The organism is Roseomonas alba (assembly GCF_019430885.1).
In the GTDB taxonomy this organism is placed as follows: Bacteria; Pseudomonadota; Alphaproteobacteria; order Acetobacterales; family Acetobacteraceae; genus Neoroseomonas; species Neoroseomonas alba.
On the sequence record NZ_JAHYBZ010000006.1, the window covers coordinates 256,317 to 279,791 of the forward strand.

Annotated in this window: 22 protein-coding genes; 4 read left to right on the plus strand and 18 right to left on the minus strand. The window is 68.2% G+C overall.

All coding sequences use genetic code 11. The features are described from left to right. Positions 1 to 100: 100 nt before the first annotated feature. The 8 genes from scpB to KPL78_RS18065 form a co-directional block, all read right to left on the minus strand. On the minus strand, positions 101 to 1,120 hold the full coding sequence (gene scpB / locus KPL78_RS18030) for an SMC-Scp complex subunit ScpB (RefSeq protein ID WP_255569162.1): 1,020 nt from the start codon (positions 1,118 to 1,120) through the stop codon (positions 101 to 103). Further along, positions 1,104 to 1,862, minus strand: a complete 759-nt coding sequence (locus tag KPL78_RS18035) for a segregation and condensation protein A (protein WP_219764368.1) — start codon at positions 1,860 to 1,862, stop codon at positions 1,104 to 1,106. The genes scpB and KPL78_RS18035 overlap by 17 nt, the downstream gene beginning before the upstream one ends. Beyond that, a complete protein-coding gene (locus tag KPL78_RS18040; protein WP_219764369.1) occupies positions 1,859 to 2,569 on the minus strand; it encodes a site-2 protease family protein in 711 nt (236 codons plus the stop codon). Before KPL78_RS18040 ends, KPL78_RS18035 begins: the two co-directional genes overlap by 4 nt. Next, positions 2,569 to 3,600, minus strand: a complete 1,032-nt coding sequence (gene nagZ, locus KPL78_RS18045; protein ID WP_219764370.1) for a beta-N-acetylhexosaminidase — start codon at positions 3,598 to 3,600, stop codon at positions 2,569 to 2,571. The genes KPL78_RS18040 and nagZ overlap by 1 nt, the downstream gene beginning before the upstream one ends. A gap of 10 nt (positions 3,601 to 3,610) precedes the next feature. Continuing rightward, positions 3,611 to 4,381 (minus strand): SPOR domain-containing protein, encoded by a 771-nt coding sequence (locus KPL78_RS18050; protein ID WP_219764371.1) that lies wholly within the window; start codon positions 4,379 to 4,381, stop codon positions 3,611 to 3,613. A gap of 35 nt (positions 4,382 to 4,416) precedes the next feature. Further along, on the minus strand, positions 4,417 to 6,264 hold the full coding sequence (locus KPL78_RS18055; RefSeq protein ID WP_219764372.1) for an arginine--tRNA ligase: 1,848 nt from the start codon (positions 6,262 to 6,264) through the stop codon (positions 4,417 to 4,419). A gap of 9 nt (positions 6,265 to 6,273) precedes the next feature. Next, positions 6,274 to 7,422: a deoxyguanosinetriphosphate triphosphohydrolase gene (locus tag KPL78_RS18060; protein ID WP_219764373.1), complete on the minus strand. Its 1,149-nt coding sequence runs from the start codon at positions 7,420 to 7,422 to the stop codon at positions 6,274 to 6,276. A gap of 63 nt (positions 7,423 to 7,485) precedes the next feature. Next, positions 7,486 to 8,967: an ArnT family glycosyltransferase gene (locus tag KPL78_RS18065; protein WP_219764374.1), complete on the minus strand. Its 1,482-nt coding sequence runs from the start codon at positions 8,965 to 8,967 to the stop codon at positions 7,486 to 7,488. 331 nt (positions 8,968 to 9,298) lie between these two features. Here KPL78_RS18065 and KPL78_RS18070 point away from each other — a divergent pair, with 331 nt between their 5' ends. Continuing rightward, on the plus strand, positions 9,299 to 9,652 hold the full coding sequence (locus KPL78_RS18070) for a HesB/IscA family protein (protein WP_219764375.1): 354 nt from the start codon (positions 9,299 to 9,301) through the stop codon (positions 9,650 to 9,652). 647 nt (positions 9,653 to 10,299) lie between these two features. After that, positions 10,300 to 11,067: an exodeoxyribonuclease III gene (xth, locus tag KPL78_RS18075; RefSeq protein ID WP_219764376.1), complete on the plus strand. Its 768-nt coding sequence runs from the start codon at positions 10,300 to 10,302 to the stop codon at positions 11,065 to 11,067. Between the two features lie 12 nt (positions 11,068 to 11,079). Here xth and KPL78_RS18080 read toward each other — a convergent pair whose 3' ends face one another. From KPL78_RS18080 to KPL78_RS18105, 6 genes are all read right to left on the minus strand, one after another. After that, positions 11,080 to 11,370 carry a YXWGXW repeat-containing protein gene (locus tag KPL78_RS18080; protein ID WP_219764377.1) on the minus strand — a complete coding sequence of 97 codons (291 nt, stop codon included), beginning with the start codon at positions 11,368 to 11,370 and terminating at the stop codon, positions 11,080 to 11,082. 40 nt (positions 11,371 to 11,410) lie between these two features. Continuing rightward, positions 11,411 to 11,743: a hypothetical protein gene (locus KPL78_RS18085; protein ID WP_219764378.1), complete on the minus strand. Its 333-nt coding sequence runs from the start codon at positions 11,741 to 11,743 to the stop codon at positions 11,411 to 11,413. Between the two features lie 357 nt (positions 11,744 to 12,100). Continuing rightward, positions 12,101 to 13,819: a dihydroxy-acid dehydratase gene (gene ilvD, locus KPL78_RS18090; protein WP_219764379.1), complete on the minus strand. Its 1,719-nt coding sequence runs from the start codon at positions 13,817 to 13,819 to the stop codon at positions 12,101 to 12,103. Between the two features lie 61 nt (positions 13,820 to 13,880). After that, a complete protein-coding gene (locus KPL78_RS18095) occupies positions 13,881 to 14,876 on the minus strand; it encodes an LLM class flavin-dependent oxidoreductase (protein ID WP_219764380.1) in 996 nt (331 codons plus the stop codon). A gap of 31 nt (positions 14,877 to 14,907) precedes the next feature. Then, positions 14,908 to 15,708, minus strand: a complete 801-nt coding sequence (locus KPL78_RS18100) for a DUF72 domain-containing protein (protein ID WP_219764381.1) — start codon at positions 15,706 to 15,708, stop codon at positions 14,908 to 14,910. Further along, the gene (locus KPL78_RS18105; RefSeq protein WP_219764382.1) at positions 15,705 to 16,235 is read right to left on the minus strand and encodes a VOC family protein; all 531 of its coding nucleotides are present in this window, start codon (positions 16,233 to 16,235) and stop codon (positions 15,705 to 15,707) included. The genes KPL78_RS18100 and KPL78_RS18105 overlap by 4 nt, the downstream gene beginning before the upstream one ends. A gap of 104 nt (positions 16,236 to 16,339) precedes the next feature. On the opposite strand from KPL78_RS18105, the gene KPL78_RS18110 reads away from it, so the two are divergent. Next, complete coding sequence (locus KPL78_RS18110; protein WP_219764383.1) at positions 16,340 to 16,756, plus strand: GFA family protein; 417 nt, start codon at positions 16,340 to 16,342, stop codon at positions 16,754 to 16,756. A gap of 6 nt (positions 16,757 to 16,762) precedes the next feature. Here the strand turns inward: KPL78_RS18110 and KPL78_RS18115 are convergent, their stop codons facing one another. Beyond that, positions 16,763 to 16,939, minus strand: coding sequence for a hypothetical protein (locus tag KPL78_RS18115; protein ID WP_219764384.1), 177 nt, complete (start codon positions 16,937 to 16,939; stop codon positions 16,763 to 16,765). Next, positions 16,939 to 19,638: a valine--tRNA ligase gene (locus tag KPL78_RS18120; protein ID WP_219764385.1), complete on the minus strand. Its 2,700-nt coding sequence runs from the start codon at positions 19,636 to 19,638 to the stop codon at positions 16,939 to 16,941. Before KPL78_RS18120 ends, KPL78_RS18115 begins: the two co-directional genes overlap by 1 nt. 441 nt (positions 19,639 to 20,079) lie before the next feature. Here KPL78_RS18120 and KPL78_RS18125 point away from each other — a divergent pair, with 441 nt between their 5' ends. Further along, positions 20,080 to 21,048, plus strand: coding sequence for a tripartite tricarboxylate transporter substrate binding protein (locus tag KPL78_RS18125; protein WP_219764386.1), 969 nt, complete (start codon positions 20,080 to 20,082; stop codon positions 21,046 to 21,048). Positions 21,049 to 21,177: 129 nt separating this feature from the next. On the opposite strand, the gene KPL78_RS18130 is transcribed toward KPL78_RS18125, so the two are convergent. Together KPL78_RS18130 and KPL78_RS18135 are read right to left on the minus strand one after the other, a co-directional pair. Beyond that, positions 21,178 to 21,699, minus strand: coding sequence for a DUF2497 domain-containing protein (locus tag KPL78_RS18130; protein ID WP_219764387.1), 522 nt, complete (start codon positions 21,697 to 21,699; stop codon positions 21,178 to 21,180). Between the two features lie 59 nt (positions 21,700 to 21,758). Further along, the gene (locus tag KPL78_RS18135) at positions 21,759 to 23,318 is read right to left on the minus strand and encodes a TolC family outer membrane protein (RefSeq protein WP_219764388.1); all 1,560 of its coding nucleotides are present in this window, start codon (positions 23,316 to 23,318) and stop codon (positions 21,759 to 21,761) included. Positions 23,319 to 23,475 lie beyond the last annotated feature (157 nt).

Genomic DNA, 23,475 nt, shown 5'->3' on the forward strand with positions numbered 1-23,475 from the left:
CCGGGCGCCAAGTATTGGTTTCCAAAGGCCTTTCGGCCTTTGGCGGGGTGGCTTGGAGGGGCAGAGCCCCTCCAATCGCCCTCTGCCATCGGACGCAGCATCACTCGCCCTGCTTTGGCTCTGCCGGCTCGGGCGCCAATGGCAGCACCGGCGCGGTCTCCGCCGTGACCAGTTCCTCCTTGCGCGGGAGGTCGGACAGCGCCTTCAGCCCAAACTGTTCCAGGAACTTCGGCGTGGTCCCCCACAGCGTCGGCCGGCCCGGCACCTCCCGCCGTCCGCGTGGGGCCACCAGACCGAGTTCCAGCAGCGCTTCCAGCGTCGTCTGGGCCAGGGCCGCACCGCGGATCTCCTCGATCTCGCCGCGGGTGCAGGGCTGGTGGTAGGCGATGATGGACAGCGCCTCCATCGCCGCGCGCGGCAGGCGGCGCGGGGCCTGGACGACCTTGGTCAGGCGCTGGGCCAGGTCCGCAGCGGTGCGGAAAGCCCAACCGCCGGCGACCTCGGTGAGTGTCACACCGCGGCCTTCGCAGGCCTCGGCCAGGGCCGCCATGACCGGGGCGGCGGTCAGGCCCTCGGGCAGGACGGCCGCAAGCATGTGCGAGGTCACCGGGCGGTCGGAGGCGAAGACCAGGGCCTCGGCGATGCGTACGCCCTCGGCGAGGAGGATGGGATCGAGAGGTTCCTCGGCGGTGTCGAGTGCGGCGCCTTGGGGAGCATCTGTCCCGGACGCGACGAGGGCGTCGCCCTCGGCGGCAGGAGGCGCGGTGTCGATGGGCGCCGGGTCGAGCGCGTCGCCAGCGACCGGTTCGGGCACGCTCTCCCCTGCTTCGGGCAGGATGGCGTCCTCGAAAGCGCCGGACACGGCGACGTCCGCGGCACTGTCTTCCGCGCCGGTGTGCTCGGGATCTGCGTCGTCGGGCGCGGTGTTCTGCGGCACGGCGTCTTCGGAAACAGCATCATCCGCCATGGCGTCGTCGATCGCGGCGCCCTCGGGAGCGGCGTCCTCCGGGACATGGCCGTCGGTCCCCGCGGACGCAACCGTCTCCTGCCCGGCACCCGGCAGCGCCGCGCCCTCCGGCTCAGACGCGCTCTGCTTCGGCTCCTCAGCCTGGTTGGTCATCGGTGCCACCCTCCTCAGTCCGGCGCCGTACCATGATGGGGCCGAAGGCCTCCTCCTGACGGATCTCGATCCCGCCGCCGCGGGCCATCTCCAATCCCGCCACGAGCGTGCTGGCAAGGGCCGCGCGCCGTTCCAGCGGGTCGAGGATGGTCTCCGGCAGGAAACCCATCAGCACGGACCAGGAGGGCAATGCACCGACCAGGCGGGACAGGCGCTCCAGCGCCTCCTGCACCGTGAACAGCTTGCGCGGCTTGGGGCGGTAGGGGCGCTTCGCCAGCGCCCGCCGCCGCGCGGCAACATAGGCCTGCAACAGCGATGGCAGGTCGGCATGCAGGCCGGACCGGTCCTCGACCTTCAGGCTTTCGGGCGCGCCGCGGGCGAAGACGTCGTGGCCCAGCCAGGGGCGCCGGTTCAGCCACAGCGCCGCCGCGCGCATGCGTTCGAGTTCGACCAGCCGGTCGGCGAGTTGTTCGGCCAGTGCCTCGGCGTCCTCGCCCTCGGCTTCCTCGGGCGGGACCAGCAGGCGGGATTTCAGCCAGGCGAGCCAGGCGGCCATGACCAGCCAGTCGGCCGCGAGTTCCAGGCGCACCCGCCGCGCGCCCTCGATGACCGCGATATACTGGTCGACCAATGCGATAATCGAGATCTTGGCGATATCCACCTTCTGCGACCGGGCGAGTTCGAGCAGGAGGTCGAGCGGACCCTCGAAGCCGTCCAGTTGCAGATGCAGGGATTCGCTCATCCGCCGCCGCCCCCGTGCCCGGCCAGCCAGAGAACGAAATCGAAGGCCGGTGCCACGACATTGCGAAAGAAGACGCCCATCGGGTCCCAGCCCGGGATGACCATCGGCATGATGAACAGGCCGAGGATCACGATCATCATGCCATATGGCTCGACCCGGGCGAGCGCGATGGCCGGTTCCCGCGGCAGGATGCCGACCATGATGCGCCCGCCATCCAGCGGCGGCAGCGGGATCAGGTTGAACAGGCCGAGCACCAGGTTCGACAGGATCGATAGCCCGCAGAATCGCAGCAGCAGGCCGGTCGCCTCCGGCCCCAAGGCCCCCTGCCCCCAGATCACGATATGGGCCAGCACGGCGGCGGCGATCGCCAGCACGCCGTTGATCGCCGGCCCGGCGGCGGCGACCCACACCATGCCGCTGCGCGGGTTGCGCAGCTTCCAGATGTCGACCGGCACCGGCTTGGCCCAGCCGAAGACGCCCTGCACCTGGCCGGTTGCCAGCAATTGGCCGATCACCAGGATGCCCGGCAGGATGATGGTCCCCATCGGGTCGACATGGCGCAGCGGATTGATGCTGATGCGCCCCGCCCGCTTGGCGGTGTCGTCGCCAAGGGCGAGCGCGGCATAGCCATGCGCCGCCTCATGCAGCGTGATCGCAAGGACAGCGGCGAGGATCGCCACCGCCGCATTGGGCAGCCAGTCGGGCATCACGCGATCCGTGCGGTGGGGTCTTCGCCGGGGGCGGCAGCGGCCAGGGCGCCGAGCGCGGTGTCGCGCAGCGCACGCAGAGCCTCGGGCCGGAGGCGCTGGAAGGCGTCGCGCGTGGCAGCCGCCCGGGCGATGCGCTCGGCTGAGCGGTCGCTCAGCATGGGACAGGCATCGAGGACCGCCTCGGTCTCCGCCAGCCGGCCTGTGCAGTGCAGCACAAGGTCGCAGCCCGCGGCGATCGAAGCCCCAGCCAAGTCATTGGCCATGCCGGCCAGCGCGCCCATGGCGAGGTCGTCCGTCACCAGCACGCCGTCGAATCCGATATCGCCACGAATGATGCTTCCGATCACGGCGGGAGAGATGGTCGCGGGCAGCGCCCGATCCCAGGCCTCATAGAGCACATGGGCGGTCATCGCCCAGGCACCCGACCCCGCCAGCGCCCGGAAAGGGGCGATATCGGCCACGAGGTCCGTCGCGGACGCGGCGACGCGGGGCAACTCGTGATGACTGTCGGCCATCGCCCGGCCATGGCCAGGGATGTGCTTGATCACCGGTATGCACCCTGCCGCCTGCAGCCCGGCGACGAAGGCCGCGCCGAGCCGTGCGATCACGGCAGGGTCCTCGGAGAAGGCCCGGTCGCCGATCACCCCATGCGCACCCGGCAGGCGAAGATCGAGCACCGGCGCGCAGACCACATCCAGCCCGACATCGCGGCAGGTGGCGCCGAGCAGCGCCGCATTGGCGCGCAGCGCGGGTTCCGGCGCGTGCTCGAAGGCGGCGGCGGCGGGGAAGCGTTCCCAGTGCGGCGGCTTCAGCCGGGCGACGCGGCCGCCTTCCTGATCGACCAGTATCGGCGCCTCGGCGCCGAGGATGTCCCGGATCTCGCCCGTCAGCGCCGCGACTTGCGCCGGATCGACCACGTTGCGGGCAAAGAGAATGGCGCCGATCGGGCGGCGGGCGCGCAGCAGCGCCGCCTCGGCCGTGGTGAGCCGGGGCCCGGACAGGCCGATGATCGCCGCGCGAGGGGTCACGGCAGGATCGTCAGCGGACGATGATGCAGGGAATCCGCTGTTCGCGGGCCTGCTCGCAGAAGGCCTGGGCCGCCGCGACGTCGGCGAAGCCGCCGGTACGCAGGCGATACAGCGTCGCCTGCCCTTCCCGTTCGAAGCGCACCACCTGGGGCCGGAAGGCGCCGAGAAGGTCAGGATACCGCCCGGACAGCCGGTCCCACTCGCCGCGCGCCGCCTCGTCGCTGGTCAGGGCGCCGAGCTGCACGCGGATGCGGCCATTCGGCACCGGCGCGGGCCGCGCGGGCGCCGCCGCCGTCTGCGCAGCGGGGGCTGGCGTCGTGGCGGCTGGCGCGGAGGTGGCGGGCGCCGTGGCTGGGGGCGCCGCCGCCGTCGGCGCGGCGGCGCGCGGAGGCAGGGTCACGCCTTCGGCCGCCGGGGCCGGTCTCGACGAGGGCTGCGCCACCTGCGCGCGCAGCGCGTCGATGCGCGGCGCCTCGGGCTCCGGTGCGAGGCGCGCAGCCGGCGGCTGGGCATTGCTGCCGCGGTTGCGCTCGAAGATCAGTTCGTCCTGGTTGGGCACGCGCAAGCCGCCCGGATCGTCCGGGCGGACCTTGAAGGGACGCGGGTCCGGCTCGATCACCGGCACGCTGCGCGGTCCCGAAACATGCATGACACCCCACATCACGGCGCCGCCCACGACCACCGCCGCGGCGATCCCGCCACCGATCGCCAGCATCCGCCATGGCGGGCTGCCATCATGCGACGGCCGCACGCGATAGGATGGTACAGGTACGTCAGTCACGCCCAACTCCCCCCCTTGGGCCGTGGGCTAGCCCGTCAGCGCATTTCCTCGACCGGCGTCACCCCCATGACACCGAGGCCCGAGCGAATGACCGTCGCCGTCGCGGCGACGAGCGCCAGCCGGGCCCGCGTGGCCGCCGGATCCTCCGCCCGGATGAAGCGGAGCGTCGAATCGTCGCGACCACGGTTCCACAATACGTGAAAGTCCCCGGCCAAGTCTTGGAGAAAGAAGGCGATCCGGTGCGGTTCACGCGCTGTTGCGGCCGCTTCCACCGTGCGCGGCCAGGCGGTGATGCGCCGGATCAGCGCCATTTCCGCCGCATCCGTCAGGGCATCGAGCGGCGCGGCTGCGAGATCGACCACCAGGGCAGGGTCGGTCGCCTCGGCCTGGCGCAGCACGGACCGGCAGCGCGCATGGGCGTATTGGACGTAGAAGACCGGGTTGTCGCGCGATTGCTCGACGACCTTGTCGAGGTCGAATTCCATCTGCGCGTCGGATTTGCGCGTCAGCATGGTGAAGCGGACGGCGTCGCGACCGACTTCCTCGATCAGGTCGCGCAGGGTGATGTAGGTCCCTGCCCGCTTCGACATGCGCACCGGCTCGCCGGCCTTCATCACGTGAACAATCTGGCAGAGCACGATCTCGAGCGGCACGGCGCCGCCGGAGACCGCCTTCACCGCCGCCGTCATGCGCGGGACATAGCCGCCATGGTCGGCGCCCCAAACGTCGATCAGAAGCTGCTCGCCGCGCGCGACCTTGTCGGCATGGTAGGCGATGTCGTTGGCGAAATAAGTGTTGGACCCGTCCGACTTGCGCAGCGGGCGGTCCACGTCGTCACCGAATTCGGTGGCGCGGAACAGCGTCTGCGGGCGGGGCTCCCAATCCTCGGGCGTCTTGCCCTTGGGCGGTTCCAGAACGCCCTCGTAGATCAGGCCCTTGTCTTCCAGCAGCTTGACCGCGTGTTCGACCGCGCCGGCCTCGACCATGGCCCGCTCCGAGCGGAACACGTCCTGGTTCACTCCGAGCAGCGTCAGATCCTCGCGGATCTCGGTCATCATCATGGCGACCGCCGTCTCGCGGCAGGTGTCGATCCAGGTGGATTTCACCAGCCAGCCCTGGGCGAGCGCCGGACCGAAGGCGGCGATGGTGTCCTCGGGCGAGAGCTCGTCATTGCCGATGTGGCGCGGCATCAGGCTGTCGCCGAAGCGCTCCGCGAGCGCGGCGCCGACCGCGACCAGGTAGTCGCCGCGATATTGCAGCGTCACGCCGAAGCGGCGTTCTGTCTGCTCGGCGTTCCAGTGGTCGGTGTCGCCGGTGACGGCAAGCAGGTATCGCCAATAGGTCGCCCAGCCGAGGGCGATGACCTGATTCCCCGCATCGTTGATGTAGTATTCCTTGGTGACCGCCCAGCCCGCCTTGGCCATCAGGTTGGCGAGCGCATCGCCCACCACCGCGCCGCGGCAATGGCCGACATGCATCGGTCCGGTGGGGTTGGCGGAGACATATTCGACATTCGCCTTCACGCCGGCGCCGAGCGTGCTGTCGCCGTAGGCTTCGCCGGCGCGCAGCGCGACGGGGACCTGGGCGCGGATGAAGTCCTCCTGCAGACGCATGTTCACGAAGCCAGGGCCAGCCGGGGCCGCCTCGGCCACCATGGGCAGGGCGACCAGTTTCTCGGCGAGCGCGGCGGCGAGCTTCGGCGGCGGCATACGCGCCGGCTTCGCCGCGACCAGCGCCGCATTGGTGGCCATGTCACCATGCGCGGCGTCGCGCGGCGGTTCGACCTGCACGCGGGCCAGCGCCTCGGGCGGGAGTTCGGGCACCAGGGCGGCGAGCGCGCCGCGCACCTCCTGCGTCAGCAGGGTGAAAATGTTCTCGGTCATCATGTGGCCTCAGCCAGGAATGTCGGGGTCGGTCATGCGCCGGTGCTCTTCCAGCGCGTAGCGGTCGGTCATGCCGGCGATGTAGTCGCACACCACCAGGGCGCAGCGCGGGGAACCGGGGTCGCCGGCACGGCTGCGCCAGGCCGGCGGCAGCATCTGCGGCCCGCCATGGAACAGGCTGAACATCATCTGCACCACGCGCTTCGACTTCGCCATGGTGCGGTTCACCCGCCAATGGCGGTACATGCGCGTGAACAGGAAGTCGCGCAGGACGAGGTTCGCCGCGGCCATGTCGCGGGAGAAGGCGACCACGGGCTCGGGCGCGCGGCGGACATCGTCCACCGTCTCGGGTGCGAGGCCGATCAGGCGCCGGCGGCATTCCGAGATGGCATCGACCACCATCATGTTGATGACGCGGCGGATCATCTCGGGCGCCACGCGATCCTCGGGCATGCCGGGGTAAGTGCCGCGCGCCTCGGCCAGCGCATCGCCGATCAGCGGCAGCGCGCTCACTTCCTCCAGCGTGAAGAGCCGCGCGCGCAGCCCGTCATCGAGGTCGTGGTTGTTGTAGGCGATGTCGTCGGCCAGTGCCGCAACCTGCGCCTCGGCGCTCGCATGGGTGCTGAGGTCGAGCGAATGGATCGCGTCGTATTCGGCGATGTAGGGCGCGGGCCGGCGCAGCGGGCCGTTGTGCTTCGCGAGGCCCTCCAGCGTCTCCCAGGTCAGGTTCAGCCCGTCGAAACCGGCATAGCGCGCTTCGAGCTGCGTCACCGCCTTCAGCGACTGCGCATTGTGGTCGAAGCCGCCATAGGGCTTCATCGCGCTGTTCAGCGCATCCTCCCCCGCATGGCCGAAGGGCGGGTGGCCGAGGTCATGCGCCAGCGCCAGCGCCTCGGCCAGGTCCTCGTCCAGATGGAGTTGCCGGGCGATCGACCGCGCGATCTGCGCGACCTCGATCGAATGGGTCAGGCGGGTCCGGAAATGGTCGCCCTCATGGTAGACGAAGACCTGGGTCTTGTACTGCAGCCGCCGGAAGGACGTGGCGTGGATGATCCGGTCCCGGTCCCGCTGGAAGGGCGAGCGCGCATCCCCGCCCGGTTCCGGATGCAGCCGGCCACGCGAGGTCTCGGGCCGGACGGCGTATGGGGCGAGACTCATGGCGGAGCCCTATCACCGCCGTGGTTATTCCGCCAAGTCGTGCCGAAAACGTTCCTCCCCGGTCTACTGCGCTGACGACGTGCCCGAGCGCGAAAGCATCGGACCAGAGGCGGCAATCAGGATGAGAGCACCCAGGATTGGCAGATTGTATCTTGCATGGCTTTCGTAGACCGCATGCACTCCCGAGAGCAATAAAGTCCCCCACATTAAGCCAACAAGCAGGGGAGATGTTATAATTTCCCCTCGGATCGCAACAAGAGATCCTCCTACCGCAAACAACAACAGAAACCATGAAAAATTCATTAATATTTCTGCCGTTAAGACAATTAATGGGAATCTGTCTTTCATATCTGGATAATACAGACGAAATGTGTTTCCATCTTCTCCAGCTCCCCAAAAATACCCCAGCTTTCGTATTGCAGATTTGAGGAACTCCGTCGGATTCTCTAAAATCCATTCGACAGCCCACGCAGATCCTAATTTATTCCATTCCGCTTCATTGGTAATGAATTGCGTTAAATCGCGCTCTCCCGCAGGAGTAAAATTCCCTGTCGCGCGTGGATTATTTGCTCTGTAAAGTACGTCTCCGCCATTCGTAGAGATTAGCACAAATTCGCCCAGCACAGCTTGATTGCGCAACGACCATGGAAGCACGCACGCCATGCCGATGATGGTCGCACCTGCCAGGACGAGGGCGCCTCGACGCAACGATACCCTCGTGGACGCGGCGGCCATCGCGCCCCACGCCAAAGGCATCAGAAGCATCGACGGTCGCACAAGGGCACCAACCCCGAAGGCCAACCCCGCACCTACTGAGGATGGAAGCGACCCCCTCAGAAATCGATCAAAAGCAAGCACCGAAATCAAGAATAGCAGAAGACTCGGCGCCTCTGTAAGTGGGACAGAACCCAATATAATAAGCTTTGGCCACAGCGCAAAAACCGCCAAAACCACACTCACTCCACCTCGATTAAACAATCTAACACAGAATATAATGAGAATTAATGACGTCATTACATATACAAATATATTGAAAGCGATAACAGAAGATGATTCATGCCCAAATATAAAATACCAACAGGCCAGCATGACAGGTAACCCTGGCGGCCTCCAGGAGCGAAGCTCGATTTGACGATCTATAATACCTAACACATCCTGATAGGTGCTCGCATATCGGTGTTCCGATAAGATGCGGAGCGCCGTCTCATGAAAAGAGATAGCATCACCTCCATATACTGGATCCACCAGAACAGCCCATAAAATTCTAAGTCCGGCACCGACAAATATTATTATCGACCAGGTCTTCCATCCCGATTCCATGCGCCCAAGATCAATATTTTTTAGAAATCGAGAATATATAAACATGACCAACAGTGAACCGATCGCAAAGCCCATGATTAAGTATGACTTCATACTCAATAACCAAGGCCCATACGCAAACGCTGACGCCACACAAATCATCAGCCCGAGCCAAGCGAATTTACCCGGAATTTCGCGAAGGATATTTAAAATCCTAATATTTTCTTCCGATCCGAACAATTTCATTGCTCGCACTCTCCGAGCATAATAATATACCGACACTTTTCTTCATTGATATTTGTTTTCATTTCTGCATTCCGAAGGCGTCCACAGCCGATCATCCTTTTGCAGAAGATTTCCGCATTTGATATAATTATGATACGATCCATGTCTTTATTCTCATTCCATCACTTTTATGATTATATTCAAAGACGCTGATCTTGTTATCACGGCAGCAGGAGTAGTTTCAATGTCGAATCGCTTCGATCCTCCCTTTCCCGCTGCAAAAGCTTACCTGCTAGAAGAACCTTGATAGCGCCCGCAGAATACCAAACTGAAGCGTCGAGGAATTTTAGCCATGCCCGACGGCACCACCACCACGCCCGCCTTCCGCGTCACCGACCGCGCCCACGCCCAAATCACCGAGATCGCGGCCCGCGACGGCCGCCCGGATGCCGGGCTGCGCCTGGCAGTGGAAGCGGGCGGCTGCTCGGGGTTCCAGTACAAGTTCGGGCTGGAAGACAGCCCGGCCGAGGAAGACCTGGTGGTCGGCGATGGGCCGGGACGGGTCTTCGTCGATCCTGTCTCGCTGGACCTGCTGGCGGGGGCGGAACTGGACTGGGCCGAGGAACTGATCGGGGCGCATTTCGCCATTCGGAACCCCCAGGCGGTGTCTGCCTGCGGGTGCGGGACGTCGTTCTCGGTGGCGTAAGGCGGCTGAGGGCGGCCAGAGAGGGGCTTTGCCCCTCTCCGGACCTCTCTCCCCGCCACGGGTATCCATTGGCGTTGCTTCGGCGTCGATGGGCCTCGCATAGGCCACAGGACCTTTGGAAGCCGATACTTGGTGCCGGGCCCGCGGGGCGGTCACGCATGCGGCGCACCCGCTGCGGCTGAGCACCGGGTATTTTTCTGGGCGCCGGGCAGCAGACCGCCCTTTTCGGCCCAGCGCAGGCGCGGCGCCCGGTGCCAAGTTGAGGTGTCCAGAGGCCTTTGGGCCTTTGGCGGGGTGAGGCTTGAAAGGGGCCGAGCCCCTCTGCATTGCCGTCAGCGCTTCATCTTCAGGCGCATGGGGAGAGCCCTCCCGGCGCCCACATGATGCACCGCAGCAATTTTCTTGCAGGTCAGCATCGCTGACGTATATCGTTCCCCCAACGGAAAACCCGCACGCGGCATGACCACCAACCGGAGGGATCAGCGATGACCGACCCCCTGCGCGCGCCTGGCGTGATGCCTGCCATCATCCTGCGGATCGGTGTCTTCCTGGCCTGCATGGCCATGGCCATCGCCGCATAGGGTCCGCGGCTTGACCGCGGCTTCGGCGGCGGGGGTATGGTGCGACCCCTTTCCATCGAAGCCGGCATGAAACTCGCGACATTCAACGTCAATTCGATCCGCCAGCGGGCGGCCCATGTCGCGCGGTTCCTGGAGCGCGTGCAGCCTGAGATCCTGTTCCTGCAGGAGACCCGCTGCACGGCCGAACAGGTGCCCACAGCGGGATTCGAGGCGCTGGGCTACACCACCCATGCGGTCGGCCAGGCGGGCGGGCGCAACGGCGTGGCGGTCATCGCGCGGGTGCCCTTCACGGTCGTTGCCGAGCATCTGCCTGGCGACGATGAGGATGGCCATGCCCGCTACATCGAGGTCGCGGCGGAGGGCATGAACGCCGCCGGCATCTACCTGCCGAACGGCAATTCGGGCGGGGAGGCCGGCTTCGCCTACAAGCTCGGTTGGATGGACCGGCTGCGGGCGGTGGCGGCAGAACGCCTCGACACCTTCACGCCGTTTGCGATCCTGGGCGACTTCAATGTCTGTCCGACGGATGCGGACCTCGCGTCGGGGGCGCTGCCGCCGACCGATGCCCTGGTGCGGCCGGAAAGCCGGGCGCGGTTTCGGGCGCTGCTGCATCTCGGCCTGACGGATGCGCTGCGGGCGCTGCATCCGCGCGAGACGCTCTACACCTACTGGGACTACGGCGCGGCCTTCGAGACCAATCGCGGCCTGCGCATCGACCATGCGCTGCTGAGCCCCGAGCTCGCCGAGCGGCTGGAATCCTGCGAGGTGGACACCCTGCCGCGCAGCGAGGCGCAGCCTTCCGACCACACGCCGGTGATCGTCACGCTGCGCTGAGCTGGGCGGCCGTCAGCGCCAATGCGCCGGGATCCAAACCCAGCCGCCGGTCGGCCGCCAGGCCCAATGCCCGGGAACGAACTGCAGGTGTGGCGCCGGGCGCTCGATCCAGCGGCCGGGAACCCAGACATATTCCCGCCCCTCCCATTGCCAGTGGCCGGGTTGCCAGGTCAGTCGTTCGCCGGGCGGGGGCGGGACCGGCTCTGCGCGCGGCGGCGGGATGGGCGGCCAGTAGGGTGCCTGTGCGACGGCAGGTGCCGCCACCAGCAATCCGGCGAGCGCCAGGACAAGACGTCGGGACATCGGGAAGCCTCCTATGGCAGGCGTGCGGTGCGCAGCCATACTACCAGCGGCGCCCGTAATAGGGCCGGCCCCAATAGCCCGGCCCCCAATATCCCCTCCCCCACCCCCAACCGAAGCCGAGGCTGACCGAGGGTGCGACTACGACCGGCGGCGGGGCCGGCGCGGGGGCGACATAGACCGGCACGCCGGGCGCATAACCATAGCCGTAGCTGGGCGGGGAATAGACGACAGGCGGGGCCGGGGGTGGAACCGGGGCCGCATAGGCGACGGGCTGCGGGGCCGGCGGCGGCCCCCAGGTCCCATTCGGATATTGCACGCAACCACCCAGGGAAATCGCCGAAACGAGCGCCAGGACAGGCAGGGCCACACGCATGGATATCATCCTCAGCGGCCGGGCAGGTCACCCGGCCATGTCAACGCCAGCCCCAATAGCCGCCCCAGCACCGGCCATAGGCATCACAGCGCCGCGGCACCCAGACCCGGCGGCGCGGCGCAGGTTCAACATACACCGGCGGCGGCGGTGCCGGGGCGACATAGACGGGTCTCGGCGGCGGGGGCGGCGGCGCCGGATAGGCCACGCAGCCGGCCAGACCCAGGCCACCCAGAAGCAACAGCGGTCGCAGCGACATGATTCGGGCCCTCTCGACATGGGCGGCGAAGCGCGCCGCCGCCCGTCAACGCGGGGGAAGCCTGGGGCGTTGCGCATGGCGCCATGATGGCGCCCGCGTGACTATTGGTCGGCGTAGCAATGCGTCTCTGCGGCCGCACCAGGCTGGGTCACCGCCCCGAGATAGGCCGGTCCGACGAGTTGCGCGTATTTCCACAGCGCGCCGGCATTGTAGTCGTGGCCGCGGGGCTTCCAGGCGGCGCGGCGGCGGGCGATCTCGTCTTCCGGCAGCATCATGTCGATGGTGCCCTGTTCCGCGTCGATGACGATGCGGTCGCCGTCCTGGAGCAGCGCGATGGGGCCGCCCACCGCGGCTTCCGGTCCCACATGCCCGATGCAGAAGCCGCGCGTGGCGCCGGAGAAGCGGCCATCGGTGATCAGCGCGACCTTGTCGCCCATGCCCTGGCCGTAGATGGCGGAGGTGGTGGACAGCATCTCCCGCATGCCCGGCCCGCCCTTGGGGCCTTCGTAGCGGACGATGATGACGTCACCGGGCTTGTAGGCGCGGGCCTCGACGGCGGCGAAGGCGTCCTCCTCGCAGTCGAAGCAGAGTGCGGTGCCCTCGAAGCGCAACTTGTGCATGCCGGCGATCTTCACGATCGCGCCCTCGGGCGCGAGGTTGCCGTGCAGGGCGACGACGCCGCCGATCGGGCTGATCGGGTTGGTGGTGGGATACACCACGTCCTGGTCCTTCGGGACGATCACGTCGCGATGGTTCTCGGCGAGAGTCTTCCCGGTGACCGTGATGCAATCGCCCTTCAGGTAGCCGCCATCGAGCAGCGCCTTGATGATGACCGGCACGCCCCCGATGCGGTGGACGTCGGCCGCGACGTATTTGCCGCCGGGCTTGAGGTCCGCGATGTGCGGCGTCCTGCGCATGATCTCCGCGACATCCTGCAGGGTGAAGCGGATGCCGGCCTCATGCGCCATGGCGGGAAGGTGCAGCGCGGCGTTGGTGGATCCGCCCGTCGCGCCCACGATCGCCGCGGCGTTGTGCAGCGCCTCCAGCGTCACGATGTCGCGCGGGCGGAGGTTGCGGCGGATCAGTTCCACCACCGCCTTGCCCGAGGCCACGGCGTATTCGTCGCGTTCCTCGAAGGGTGCGGGCGCGCCGGCCGAGAAGGGCAGCGCGAGCCCGATCGCCTCCGACACGCAGGCCATGGTGTTGGCGGTGAACTGGCCGCCACAGGCGCCCGCGCCGGGGCAGGCATGCTGTTCCAGATCGAGCAGCTCGGCGTCGGACATGTTGCCGGCGGCGTGCTGGCCCACCGCCTCGAACACATCGAGCACCGTCACGTCCCGCCCGTGATGCTTCCCGGGCATGATTGACCCGCCGTACATGAAGACGCTCGGCACGTTCAGCCGCAGCATCGCCATCATCACGCCGGGCAGCGACTTGTCGCAGCCGGCGATGCCGACCAGCGCGTCGTAGCAATGACCGCGCATGGTGAGTTCGATGGAATCCGCGATGGCCTCGCGCGAGGCCAGAGAGGACTTCATCGACTGGTGCCCCATCGCGATGCCGTCGGTCACCGTGATGGTGGTGAATTCGCGCGGGGTCGCGCCAGCCGCCTTCACGCCGGTCTTGGCCGCCTGGGCCTGGCGGGACAGCGCGATGTTGCAGGGCGCGGCCTCATTCCAGCAGGAGGCGACGCCGACCAGGGGCGCCTCGATCTCCTCCGCCGTGAGGCCCATCGCGTAGTAGTAGGACCGGTGCGGCGCGCGCTCCGGGCCCATGGTGGTGTGGCGGCTCGGCAGGCGGGACTTGTCCCAGGCGGTCATGGACGGCTTCCTCACGCGGCATTCTTGCGGAGCCTATCCCGGCGCGGATGGGCGGGCGGCGTCAAGCCTCCGCCATCGCCTGGGCCTCCGCGACCAGGGTGAAGGACCGCAGCCGCGCGGCGGGGTCGTGGATCTGGGCGGTGATGATCATCTCGTCGGCCCCCGTCGTCGCGGCGAGGTCGGCGAGGCCCTGGCGCACCATGGCCGGCGTGCCGACCACGGCGCAGGACAGCGAATGCGCCAGGATGGCGCGCGCTTGGGGATCAAGACGCTCCTCATAGCCTTCCACCGGGGCGGGCAGCTTGCCCGGGCGGCCGCGGCGCAGATTCACGAAGGCCTGTTGCAGGGAGGTGAAGAGGAAGCGCGCTTCCTCCTCGGTCGGTGCGGCGAAGACGTTCACGCCGATCATGGCGCGCGGCGCGGCCAGGCGCTCGGAGGGGCGGAAGCGGTCCCGGTAAACGCGCAGCGCATCCATCATCTGTTGCGGCGCGAAATGGGACGCGAAGGCGTAGGGCAGCCCCAGATAGGCGGCGAGTTGCGCGCCGAAGGTGCTGGAACCGAGGATCCAGACCTCGACATCCTGGCCCTCGCCGGGGACGGCCCGTAGCGCCTGACCTTCGGTGGCGGGGCGGAAATATTCCATCAGCTCGACGACATCGCGGGGGAACTCGTCGGAATCGCTGGCGAGGTTGCGCCGCATCGCCCGTGCGGCGACCTGGTCCGTGCCCGGCGCCCGGCCGAGGCCGAGATCGACACGGCCCGGATAGAGCGCGGCGAGCGTGCCGAACTGCTCCGCGACCATGATCGGCGCGTGGTTCGGCAGCATGATGCCGCCGGCGCCGATGCGGATGCGCGTTGTGCCATCCGCGACATGCGCGAGCGCCACCGCCGTCGCCGCGCTCGCGATGCCGGGCATGTTGTGGTGTTCCGCCATCCAGAAGCGCCGGAAGCCCAGCGCATCCACATGACGGGCAAGATCGCGGGAGTTGCGCAACGCCTGGCCGGCGTCACTGCCTTCCGGGATCGGGGAAAGGTCGAGGACAGAGAGCGGGATCATGCCCCGGGATATGGGCAGCCCGCGCCGCGCGTCAGCCCTTCACGCGGCGGATCAGTTCCTGGGCGGCGGCAGGGTTGCGTTCCTTCTCCCCGCTGATGACGAAGAGGAAGACGTCGCGCGGGGTGGTTTCCGCCGCAGTTGCGACGGGCGGGTGCAGGTCGTCCAACCCCTTCCCTGCCGCCAGGGCCTTGGCACGCATCGCCCAGGTATCCAGGGCGTCGGGCGCATAGCCCGCATCGTGGTCGGCCGTGGTGCCCATGATCCGCAGATAGGCGAAGGGCGCCGTCAGGTCGGTGATTGTGGGGTATTCGCCATCCGCCGCGGTGATGATGGCGACGCCGCGATCGCGGCACAGCGCAACGAAGCCGGGATCGCGGAAGCTGTCGTGCCGCGCCTCGATCGCATGGCGCAGCGTGATGCCGTCCACGGATTCCGGCAGCAGGGCGAGGAAGGCCGCGATGTCATCGGCATCGAAGCGTTTCGTCGCCGGCAATTGCCAATTGATCGGGCCAAGCTTGTCGCCCAGTTCCGTGATGCCGCTGGCGCAGAATTTCCCGACCGAGGGGCCGGCCTCGGCCAGGACGCGGCGATTGGTGACGAAGCGCGATCCCTTGAGCGCGAAGACGAAGCCGGCAGGCGTCTCCTCGCGCCAGCGGGCGAAGCTCGCCGGCTTCTGCGCGCCGTAATAGGTGCCGTTGATCTCGATGCCGGTCAGGCGTTCGCCGGCATAGCGCAGCTCCTCCTTCTGCGGCAGGCCCTTGGGGTAGAAGCTGCCGCGCCAGGGCGCGAAGACCCAGCCGCCGATGCCGATATGGATGCGGGGGGCGGTCATGCCAGCCCGCGAGCGCGGCGATGGGCCGCGCGCTCCGCCGCGAAGCGCGCGGGGAGTTCGGTGGCCTCGACGTCCTCGATGCGCGTCATCACACGCCAGAGATGGCCGAAGGGATCATGGAACTGGATGTGGCGGTCGCCCCAGAAGGTCGCCTCCACCGTGCCGGTGCCGCCCAGCGCCCTCACCCCGGCTGCGACGGCACGGGCGAAGACCTCGTCCACGTCATCGACATAGAGCGTCACGCCCACCGAGGTCGCGCCGGCAGAGGCTGGCGACCGCGGCCAGTCTGGCCGGGGCGCCTCGCGCCAGCGGGGATTCTCCTTCGCGACGATCAGGTAGGCGCCGCTCAGGCGAAGCTCGGCGGCAGTCGCCTCGTCGCCCGGCGCATCCGTGGGTGCGAGGCGGAAGCTGCGCTCCACCTCCTCCGCGCCGAAGACGTCGCGGTAGAAATCGGCCGCCGCCGCCACATCCCGCACGATCAGCGTCACGCCGATCTGCCCAACCGCCTGCCGCCCGACGATGGCCATGATGTCCCCTTCCCTCGGCTGCCCCGCCAGGATAGGAAGGGTCTATGTTCGCGTAAAGTTCTCATTCGTTCGAGGCCCGGAGCGGCCTTGCGACAGGAGGCGGGATGACCGGACCGAGGCTCGGCGGATGCCAATGCGGCGCGGTGCGCTTTTCGAGCAGCGGCCCGGCACGGGCGCTCTATGCCTGCCATTGCCGCGAATGCCGCAAGCAGTCGGCCTCGGCCTTCGGCATGTCGCTCGTCGTGCCGCGCGATGGCCTGGTCCTGCTGCGCGGGACGCCGCGTTCCTGGACGCGATCGACCGATAGCGGCCGGCAACTCCGCTGCCTGTTCTGCGGTGAGTGCGGATCGCGCCTGTGGCATGAGGGCGCCGTCGGTATCGCGGCGGTCACCCTCAAGGCCGGCGCGCTGGACGAGCCGGTGGATTTCGCCACGGCGATCCACATCTGGACCGACCGCAAGCTGCCGGGCGTGGTGATCCCGCCCGGCGCGGTGCAATACCCCGGCGAACCGCCCGACTGAGCGCGCCTATCCGACCAGCAGCAGGAAGCCGACCGCCACCCCGATCGCCACCAGCCCGGAGATCGCCTGGGCGATCGCCTTCGACAGTCCGAACGCCCTCGCCAGCAGGTCCCTGCCACCCACCGTCACGATGACGAACACCGTGATGGCGATGAACAGGTTGAGGGTGGCGTTGTCGAACATCAGCCGGCGATGCGGGCCATCGCCGCGTCGAGCCGCGCCATTTCCACCTGCGCGGCGGCGAGGCGTTCGCGGTTCTCCTCGACCACTTCCTCCGGCGCGCGGGAGACGAAGGTCTCGTTGCCCAGCTTGGCTTCGATCTTCTGCGCCTCGCCGGCGACACGGGCGCGTTCCTTGGCGAGGCGCGCGCGCTCGGCGCCGAGGTCGATGACATCGGCGAGCGGCAGCATGATCGTCGCCTCGTTCACCACGGCCTGCACGGCGCCGCGCGGGGCCTCGCCGGCGAGTTCGCGGATCTCGGTCGCGCGGCCCAGGCGCTTGATCGCGTCCTCCCACCGCTTCGCCCGATCGAGCGATTCACCCGAGGCGCCGGAGAGCAGCAGCGGCACGGTGATGGATGGCGCGACGTTCATTTCCGACCGCACGGTGCGGATTTCCGACACCAGGCGGACGACCCAGTCGAGCTCGGCGCGGGCCTCGGCAGCATCCGCCACGGTGGTCGCTTCGGGCCAAGCGGTGCGGATCAGTGAACCTTCCTCGCCATAGCCCATGCGGAACCACAGTTCCTCGGTGAGGAAGGGCATCACCGGATGCAGCAGCTTCAGGATGGTACCGAGGACGTGCTGGGCCGCACCCTTCACCTCCTCCTTCTCCACGCCGTCCGGGCCGTTCAGCACGGGCTTGGCGAATTCCAGGAACCAGTCGCAGAAAGTGTTCCAGGTGAAGCGGTAGCAGGCGCCGGCGTATTCGTCGAAGCGGAAGGCCTCGAGTGCGGCATTGGCCTCGGCGACCGCGGCATTGGCGGCGTCGAGGATCCAGCGCGACAGCGGCAGCTTCGCGGATGCCGGATCGAAGTCGCTGCGCGGCGCGATGCCGTTCATCTCGCAGAAGCGCGACGCGTTCCAGATCTTGGTGGCGAAGGCGCGGTAGCCCTCGATGCGCTGCTTCGGCAGCTTGATGTCGCGGCCCGGCCCGGCCAGCGAGCAGAGCGTGAAGCGCACGGCGTCCGCGCCATGCGCGTCGATCAGCTCCAGCGGATCGAGCACATTGCCCTTGGACTTCGACATCTTCTGGCCCTTCTCGTCGCGCACCAGGCCGTGGATGTAGACCGTCTTGAAGGGGGTCTCGCCCATGAAGTGGATGCCCATCATCATCATCCGGGCGACCCAGAAGAAGATGATGTCGAAGGCCGTCACCAGCACGTCGCCGGGATAGTACTTCGCCAGCTCCGGCGTCTTGTCCGGCCAGCCGATGGTGGAGAACGGCCACAGCGCGCTGCTGAACCAGGTGTCGAGCACATCCTCATCGCGCGTCAGCTCGACCTCGCGGCCGAATTTCTCGCGCGCCATGATGCGTGCCTCGTCCTCGTCATAGGCGACGAAAACCTCGCCATCCGGCGCGTACCAGGCCGGGATCTGGTGGCCCCACCAGAGCTGGCGCGACACGCACCAGGGCTGGATGTCGCGCATCCAGGCGAAGAAGGTGTTCTCCCACTGCTTCGGCGTGAAGACGGTCTGGCCAGTCTCGACCGCCTTGATGGCGGGCTGTGCCAGCGTCTTCGCGTCCACATACCACTGCATGGTCAGGCGTGGTTCGATCGGCACGCCCGAGCGGTCGCCATGCGGCACGGCATGGGTGTGAGGCTCGATCTTCTCGACAAGCTCCATTTCCTCGAGCTTCGCGACGATGGCCTTGCGCGCGGCGAAGCGATCCTGCCCGGCGAGGCCGCGGACGAAGTCTAGGTCCGACACGCCCGCGATCGCGGTCATGGATGCCGCGATCTCGTCGAGCATCACCTTGCCTTCGGCGTCCAGCACGGACGGCGATGCGAGCGCATGGCGCTTGCCGACCTCGAAGTCGTTGAAGTCGTGCGCGGGGGTGATCTTTACCGCACCCGAGCCCTTCTCGGGGTCGGAATACTCATCCGCCACCACCGGGATCAGCCGGCCGGTCAGCGGCAGTACCACCTGCTTGCCGACCAGGTCGCGGAATCGGTCGTCATCCGGGTGCACGGCGACCGCGGTGTCGCCCAGCATGGTCTCGGGGCGCGTCGTCGCCACCACCAGGAAGCGGCCCGGCTCGCCCTGCACCGGATAGCGCAGATGCCAGAGGTGGCCCTTGACCTCCTTGCTCTCGACTTCCAGGTCGGAAATCGCGGTCAGGAACTTCGGGTCCCAGTTCACCAGGCGCTTGTCGCGATAGAGCAGGCCCTCGCGGTACAGCCGCACGAAGACCTCGCGCACCGCCTTGGACAGGCCCTCGTCCATGGTGAAGCGCTCGCGCGGCCAATCCAGCGAAGCACCGAGGCGCCGCAACTGCCGCGTGATCGTCCCGCCCGATTCCGTCTTCCACTGCCAGACGCGCTCGACAAAGGCGTCGCGGCCCATGGAGCGCCGATCGGCATTGCCCTGCTGGGCCAGGAGGCGCTCCACCACCATCTGCGTCGCGATGCCCGCATGGTCGGTGCCCGGCTGCCACAGCGCATCTCGGCCCTGCATGCGGCGCCAGCGGATCAGGACGTCCTGCAGCGTGTTGTCCAGCGCATGCCCGATATGGAGGCTGCCCGTAACGTTGGGCGGCGGGATCATGATGGTGAAGGGCTTGGCCGGCGAAGCGGGGTTCGCGGAGAAGGCGCCCGCGCTCTCCCAGCCCTCATAGAGGCGCTGTTCGATGGCGGCGGGGTCGAAGGACTTGTCGAGCATGGGCGCATCCCTTCCCCGCCAGCCGGCCCGCCGTCAAGGGCAAGGCGCACAGGGCTGCTGGCCAATGGAGGGGCCGCCGCCCCGCCAGGGCGCGAAGATCATGGCCATGGCGGGACGGGGAAGGGCTCTGCCCTCCCCCGAACCCCCACCCGCCAAAGGCCACAAGGCCTTTGGAAACCAATACCTGGTGTCGTGCGGGCAAGATCGCTTCAGGCACCGACACACGCATCGTGCCTATCGAGCCCTTCACCGCGGCGCACGCCCAGTCCGGCGCCAGGTGATGGCTTCCAGAGGCCCCGTCACCAGTGACGGGGAGAGGTTTGGAGCAGGGCGGAGCCGCTCTCCATCCCCATCAGTGCCCATGCGGGGCAAAGCCTTCCCCCCAATTCCACCCGGGCGCCATCTGCCCTATGCCAGCATCAACCACGGTGGAATCGATCCATGCGCCTGACCCGTCGTCATGCCCTCGTCCTGCCGGCCGCCGCGCTGGCGCGCCCGGGCCTTGCCCAGGCCAACTGGCCGAACGGGCCGATCCGCATCATCGTCCCCTTCCCGCCCGGCGGGTCGGTCGACACCATCTCCCGCCTGTTGCAGCCGCATCTCACCGCCGATCTCGGCGCTCCCGTGGTCATCGAGAACCGGCCCGGCGCCTCGGGCGCCATCGGCACCCTTGCCCTTGCCCGGGCTCCGGCCGATGGCCAGACCTGGGCGATGGTCTTCGACACCCATGCGGTGAACCCCTCGCTCATGCCGACCCTCGGCTACGACACCAAGCGGGACCTCACCACGGTGATGCTGGTGGGCACCTCCCCCATGCTCATCACCACTCACAAGGACCGCCCCTGGCACAGCCTGCAGGAGGTGATCGCCGCGGCAAAGGCGCGCCCGGACACCATCACCTACGGGTCGATCGGCAATGGCTCGCTCGCACATCTGACCATGTCGCTGATGCAGCAGGCGGGCGGCTTCCAGGTGGTGCATGTGCCCTATCGCGGCGGCGGGCCGATGAGCGCGGCGGCCGCGGCGGGTGAGCTCGACATGCCGATGGCGACGAATGCCGGCCTCGGCGGCCAGGTGAACGTCACGCTGCGGCCGCTCGCCCAGACCGGCGCTCGGCGGTCCCCGCACTTTCCTGACCTGCCAACGGTGCAAGATGCCGGCATCGCGGGCATCGACGCACTCGCCTGGTGGGGCCTGATCGGCCGCGCCGGCGTGCCGGACCCGGTACTGCGCCGCGTCCATGCCGCGATGGCCAGGGCCATGGCGATGCCCGAGGTGCGCGAGCGACTCACCGGCCCGCTCGGCATCGACGTGGTGGGGTCGAGCCCCGAGGAATTCGGGGTCTTCCTCGACCGCCAGATGGAGGTCTGGGGCAAGGTGGTGCGGGACAACAACATCCGCTCCGAATAGCGGCCCCGCTCAAGGCTTCCGGATCGCTGGGACACCGCGGTCCGTATGGCCCCGGCACGGCCCCAGGGATACCGACAGCCGCGCGGTCAGGCCGAAGCGCGCCGAGGCGTCGTCCGCGCCAATTCGCGATCAGGACAGCGCGCGGCCGACGACCCGTTCGATCTCGGCGCGGACGAGGCGCTCGACGAGGCCCGGCAGGTGCTGGTCCAGCCAGTCTTTCAGCAGAGGGCGCAGTTCTTCGCGCACCACATCCTCGATGGTGGGCCCGCCGCGATGCACGGCGGCACTGCGTTCCGTACTGACGGCGCGCAGCAACTGTCCGACTGACGCCGCCGCCGCCGCGGCCACAGCCGGGGCAAGCAGCGATTCCGGCGACACGGCCCGGCTCGGGGCGGGTTCAGGGTCCGGCTGAGGCGCCGGTTCTGGGTCCAGTTCCGATTCGGATTCAGGTATCAGTTCCGCCGCCGCTTCCGGCGTCGCGGGCGGCCCCTCCGGCGGCGACACCATCATGTCCTCGGTCAGGAGCAGAGGCTCCGGCGCCCCCGGCGCCGGGTCGGTGCCCGTAGCATCGGGCGTTTCGGACGCGGGCGCCGCCGGCTGGGCCTCATCCTCGTTCAGGATTCGCCGGATGGAGGCCAGGATGTCCTCCATCGACTGGTCCGAGGCCGCCCCGGGCGGATTCCCGCCCGGCGGCGTGGTGCCCTGCCCGCTCACCGCGTGCCCCGCGCCGGCTGCACCGCTGGTGGATTGGGGTTGATCGGCACTAGCGGCTGGACCGAGATCGATCCGACCTGCGGCTGCACCACCGCCTGTGGCACCACCGCCGCCTGCGGCACCTGCTCGTTGAAGTCGCCCGTGCCCACCCAGCGGTCGCGCACCGCGTTGTAGTAGCTGCGGGGATCATAGATCAGCACCGGCAGCGCCAGGTCCTGCGCCGTCAGCCGACCCAGCGAGGCCGTCAGCTCGTAGGAAGAGGTGATCAGCGTCGCCAGCGCGCGCACCAGGCGCACGCGGGCGTTCAGCAATTCCTGCTCGGCGTTCAGCACGTCGAGGGTGGTGCGGCTGCCGACGATCGCTTCGCGCTGCACGCCATCCAGCGCGATCTCCTGCGCCCGGATCTCGGCCTGGGAGGACTGCACCTGGGCGCGGGCGGTTGTCAGCGCCTCCCAGGTACGGGTCGCATCCTGCTCGGCCACGCGCTTCGCGTCGGAGAGCACCTGCCGGGCCTGCTGCGCCTGCTGGCGCGCCTGGCGCACGGCGGAATGTTCCGCACCGCCCTGGTACAGCGGCACGGAGAGATTCGCGGTGACCTGCGCCCCGGTCTGGCGCGTGCCACGCGTCTGACTGTTGTCGAGGCGGAAGGCCTGCACCTGGGCGCTGACCGTGGGCAGCAGCGCGCCGAACTGCAGATCGATGTTGTCGCGCGCCGCCTGCTCGTCGAAGGTCGCGGCGACCACCGCCGGGCTGTTGCCGGTGGCGAGACGGATCGCCTCCTGCAGGTTGCGCACCGGCGGTTGCACCGGCGACGGCGGTACGACCTGCAGCGGCTCCAGCCCGATCACCCGCACGAAGGTGGCGCGAGAGGCCTGCAGCGTGCCCTGCGCCTGTTCGAGCTGGAAACGCGCCGCAGCGAGGCGTGCCTCAGCCTGCGCGACGTCGGTGCGGGTGATCTCACCCACGCGGAAGCGTTCGTTGGTGGCCTGGAGCTGACGGAGCAGCACCTGCACGTTGTTCTCGTTGAGGCGCACTTCCTCGCGGTTCTGCACCACCGAGACATAGGCGCGCACGCCGTCCAGCAGCACGGTCTGCTCGGTCGCGAGCAGACGGGCGCGCTGGCCATAGACCTGATTCTCGGCCCGTCGCGTCCCCGCCGTGGTGCGGCCGCCGCGATAGAGCGGCTGGGTCACGGTCGCGGTCACGTTCGCGGTGTCGCGCGGCTGATCGGAAAAGATCGAGTATGGCGTGCCCGCGCTGTCGAGGTTGACGACGTTGCCTGAAGGATCGCGCTGCACCGCCACGGTGGACTGCGAGCGGTAGCGGGTATCGGCATAGCCGCCCGCCGCGCCAAGCACGACCGTGGGGCGCCAGCCGGCCAGCGCCTGGGGCACGTTTTCGTCCACCGCGCGGGCCTGGGCGCGCGCGGCGAGCAGCGTTGGATTGTTGGCGTAGGCCGCCGCGAGCGCATCCTGCAAGGTCTGTGACCAAGAGGCAGCGGCCGGCAGGACGGTCAATGCGGCGGAAAGAAACAAGGTCCGTCGCAGGCTGGTCATCACTCCGCAATCCCCTACCGGATGGCGCGCGACCGCAGACGATCATCCGCGCCACGCTTAAAGCCTAACGTGGGAAACCTAACGCAGTGCAACAGGGCCACGCCAGCCCGGCGAGGCAAAAGAAATGCGACAGGCGGGCCGGCGTGCGCGCCGGCCA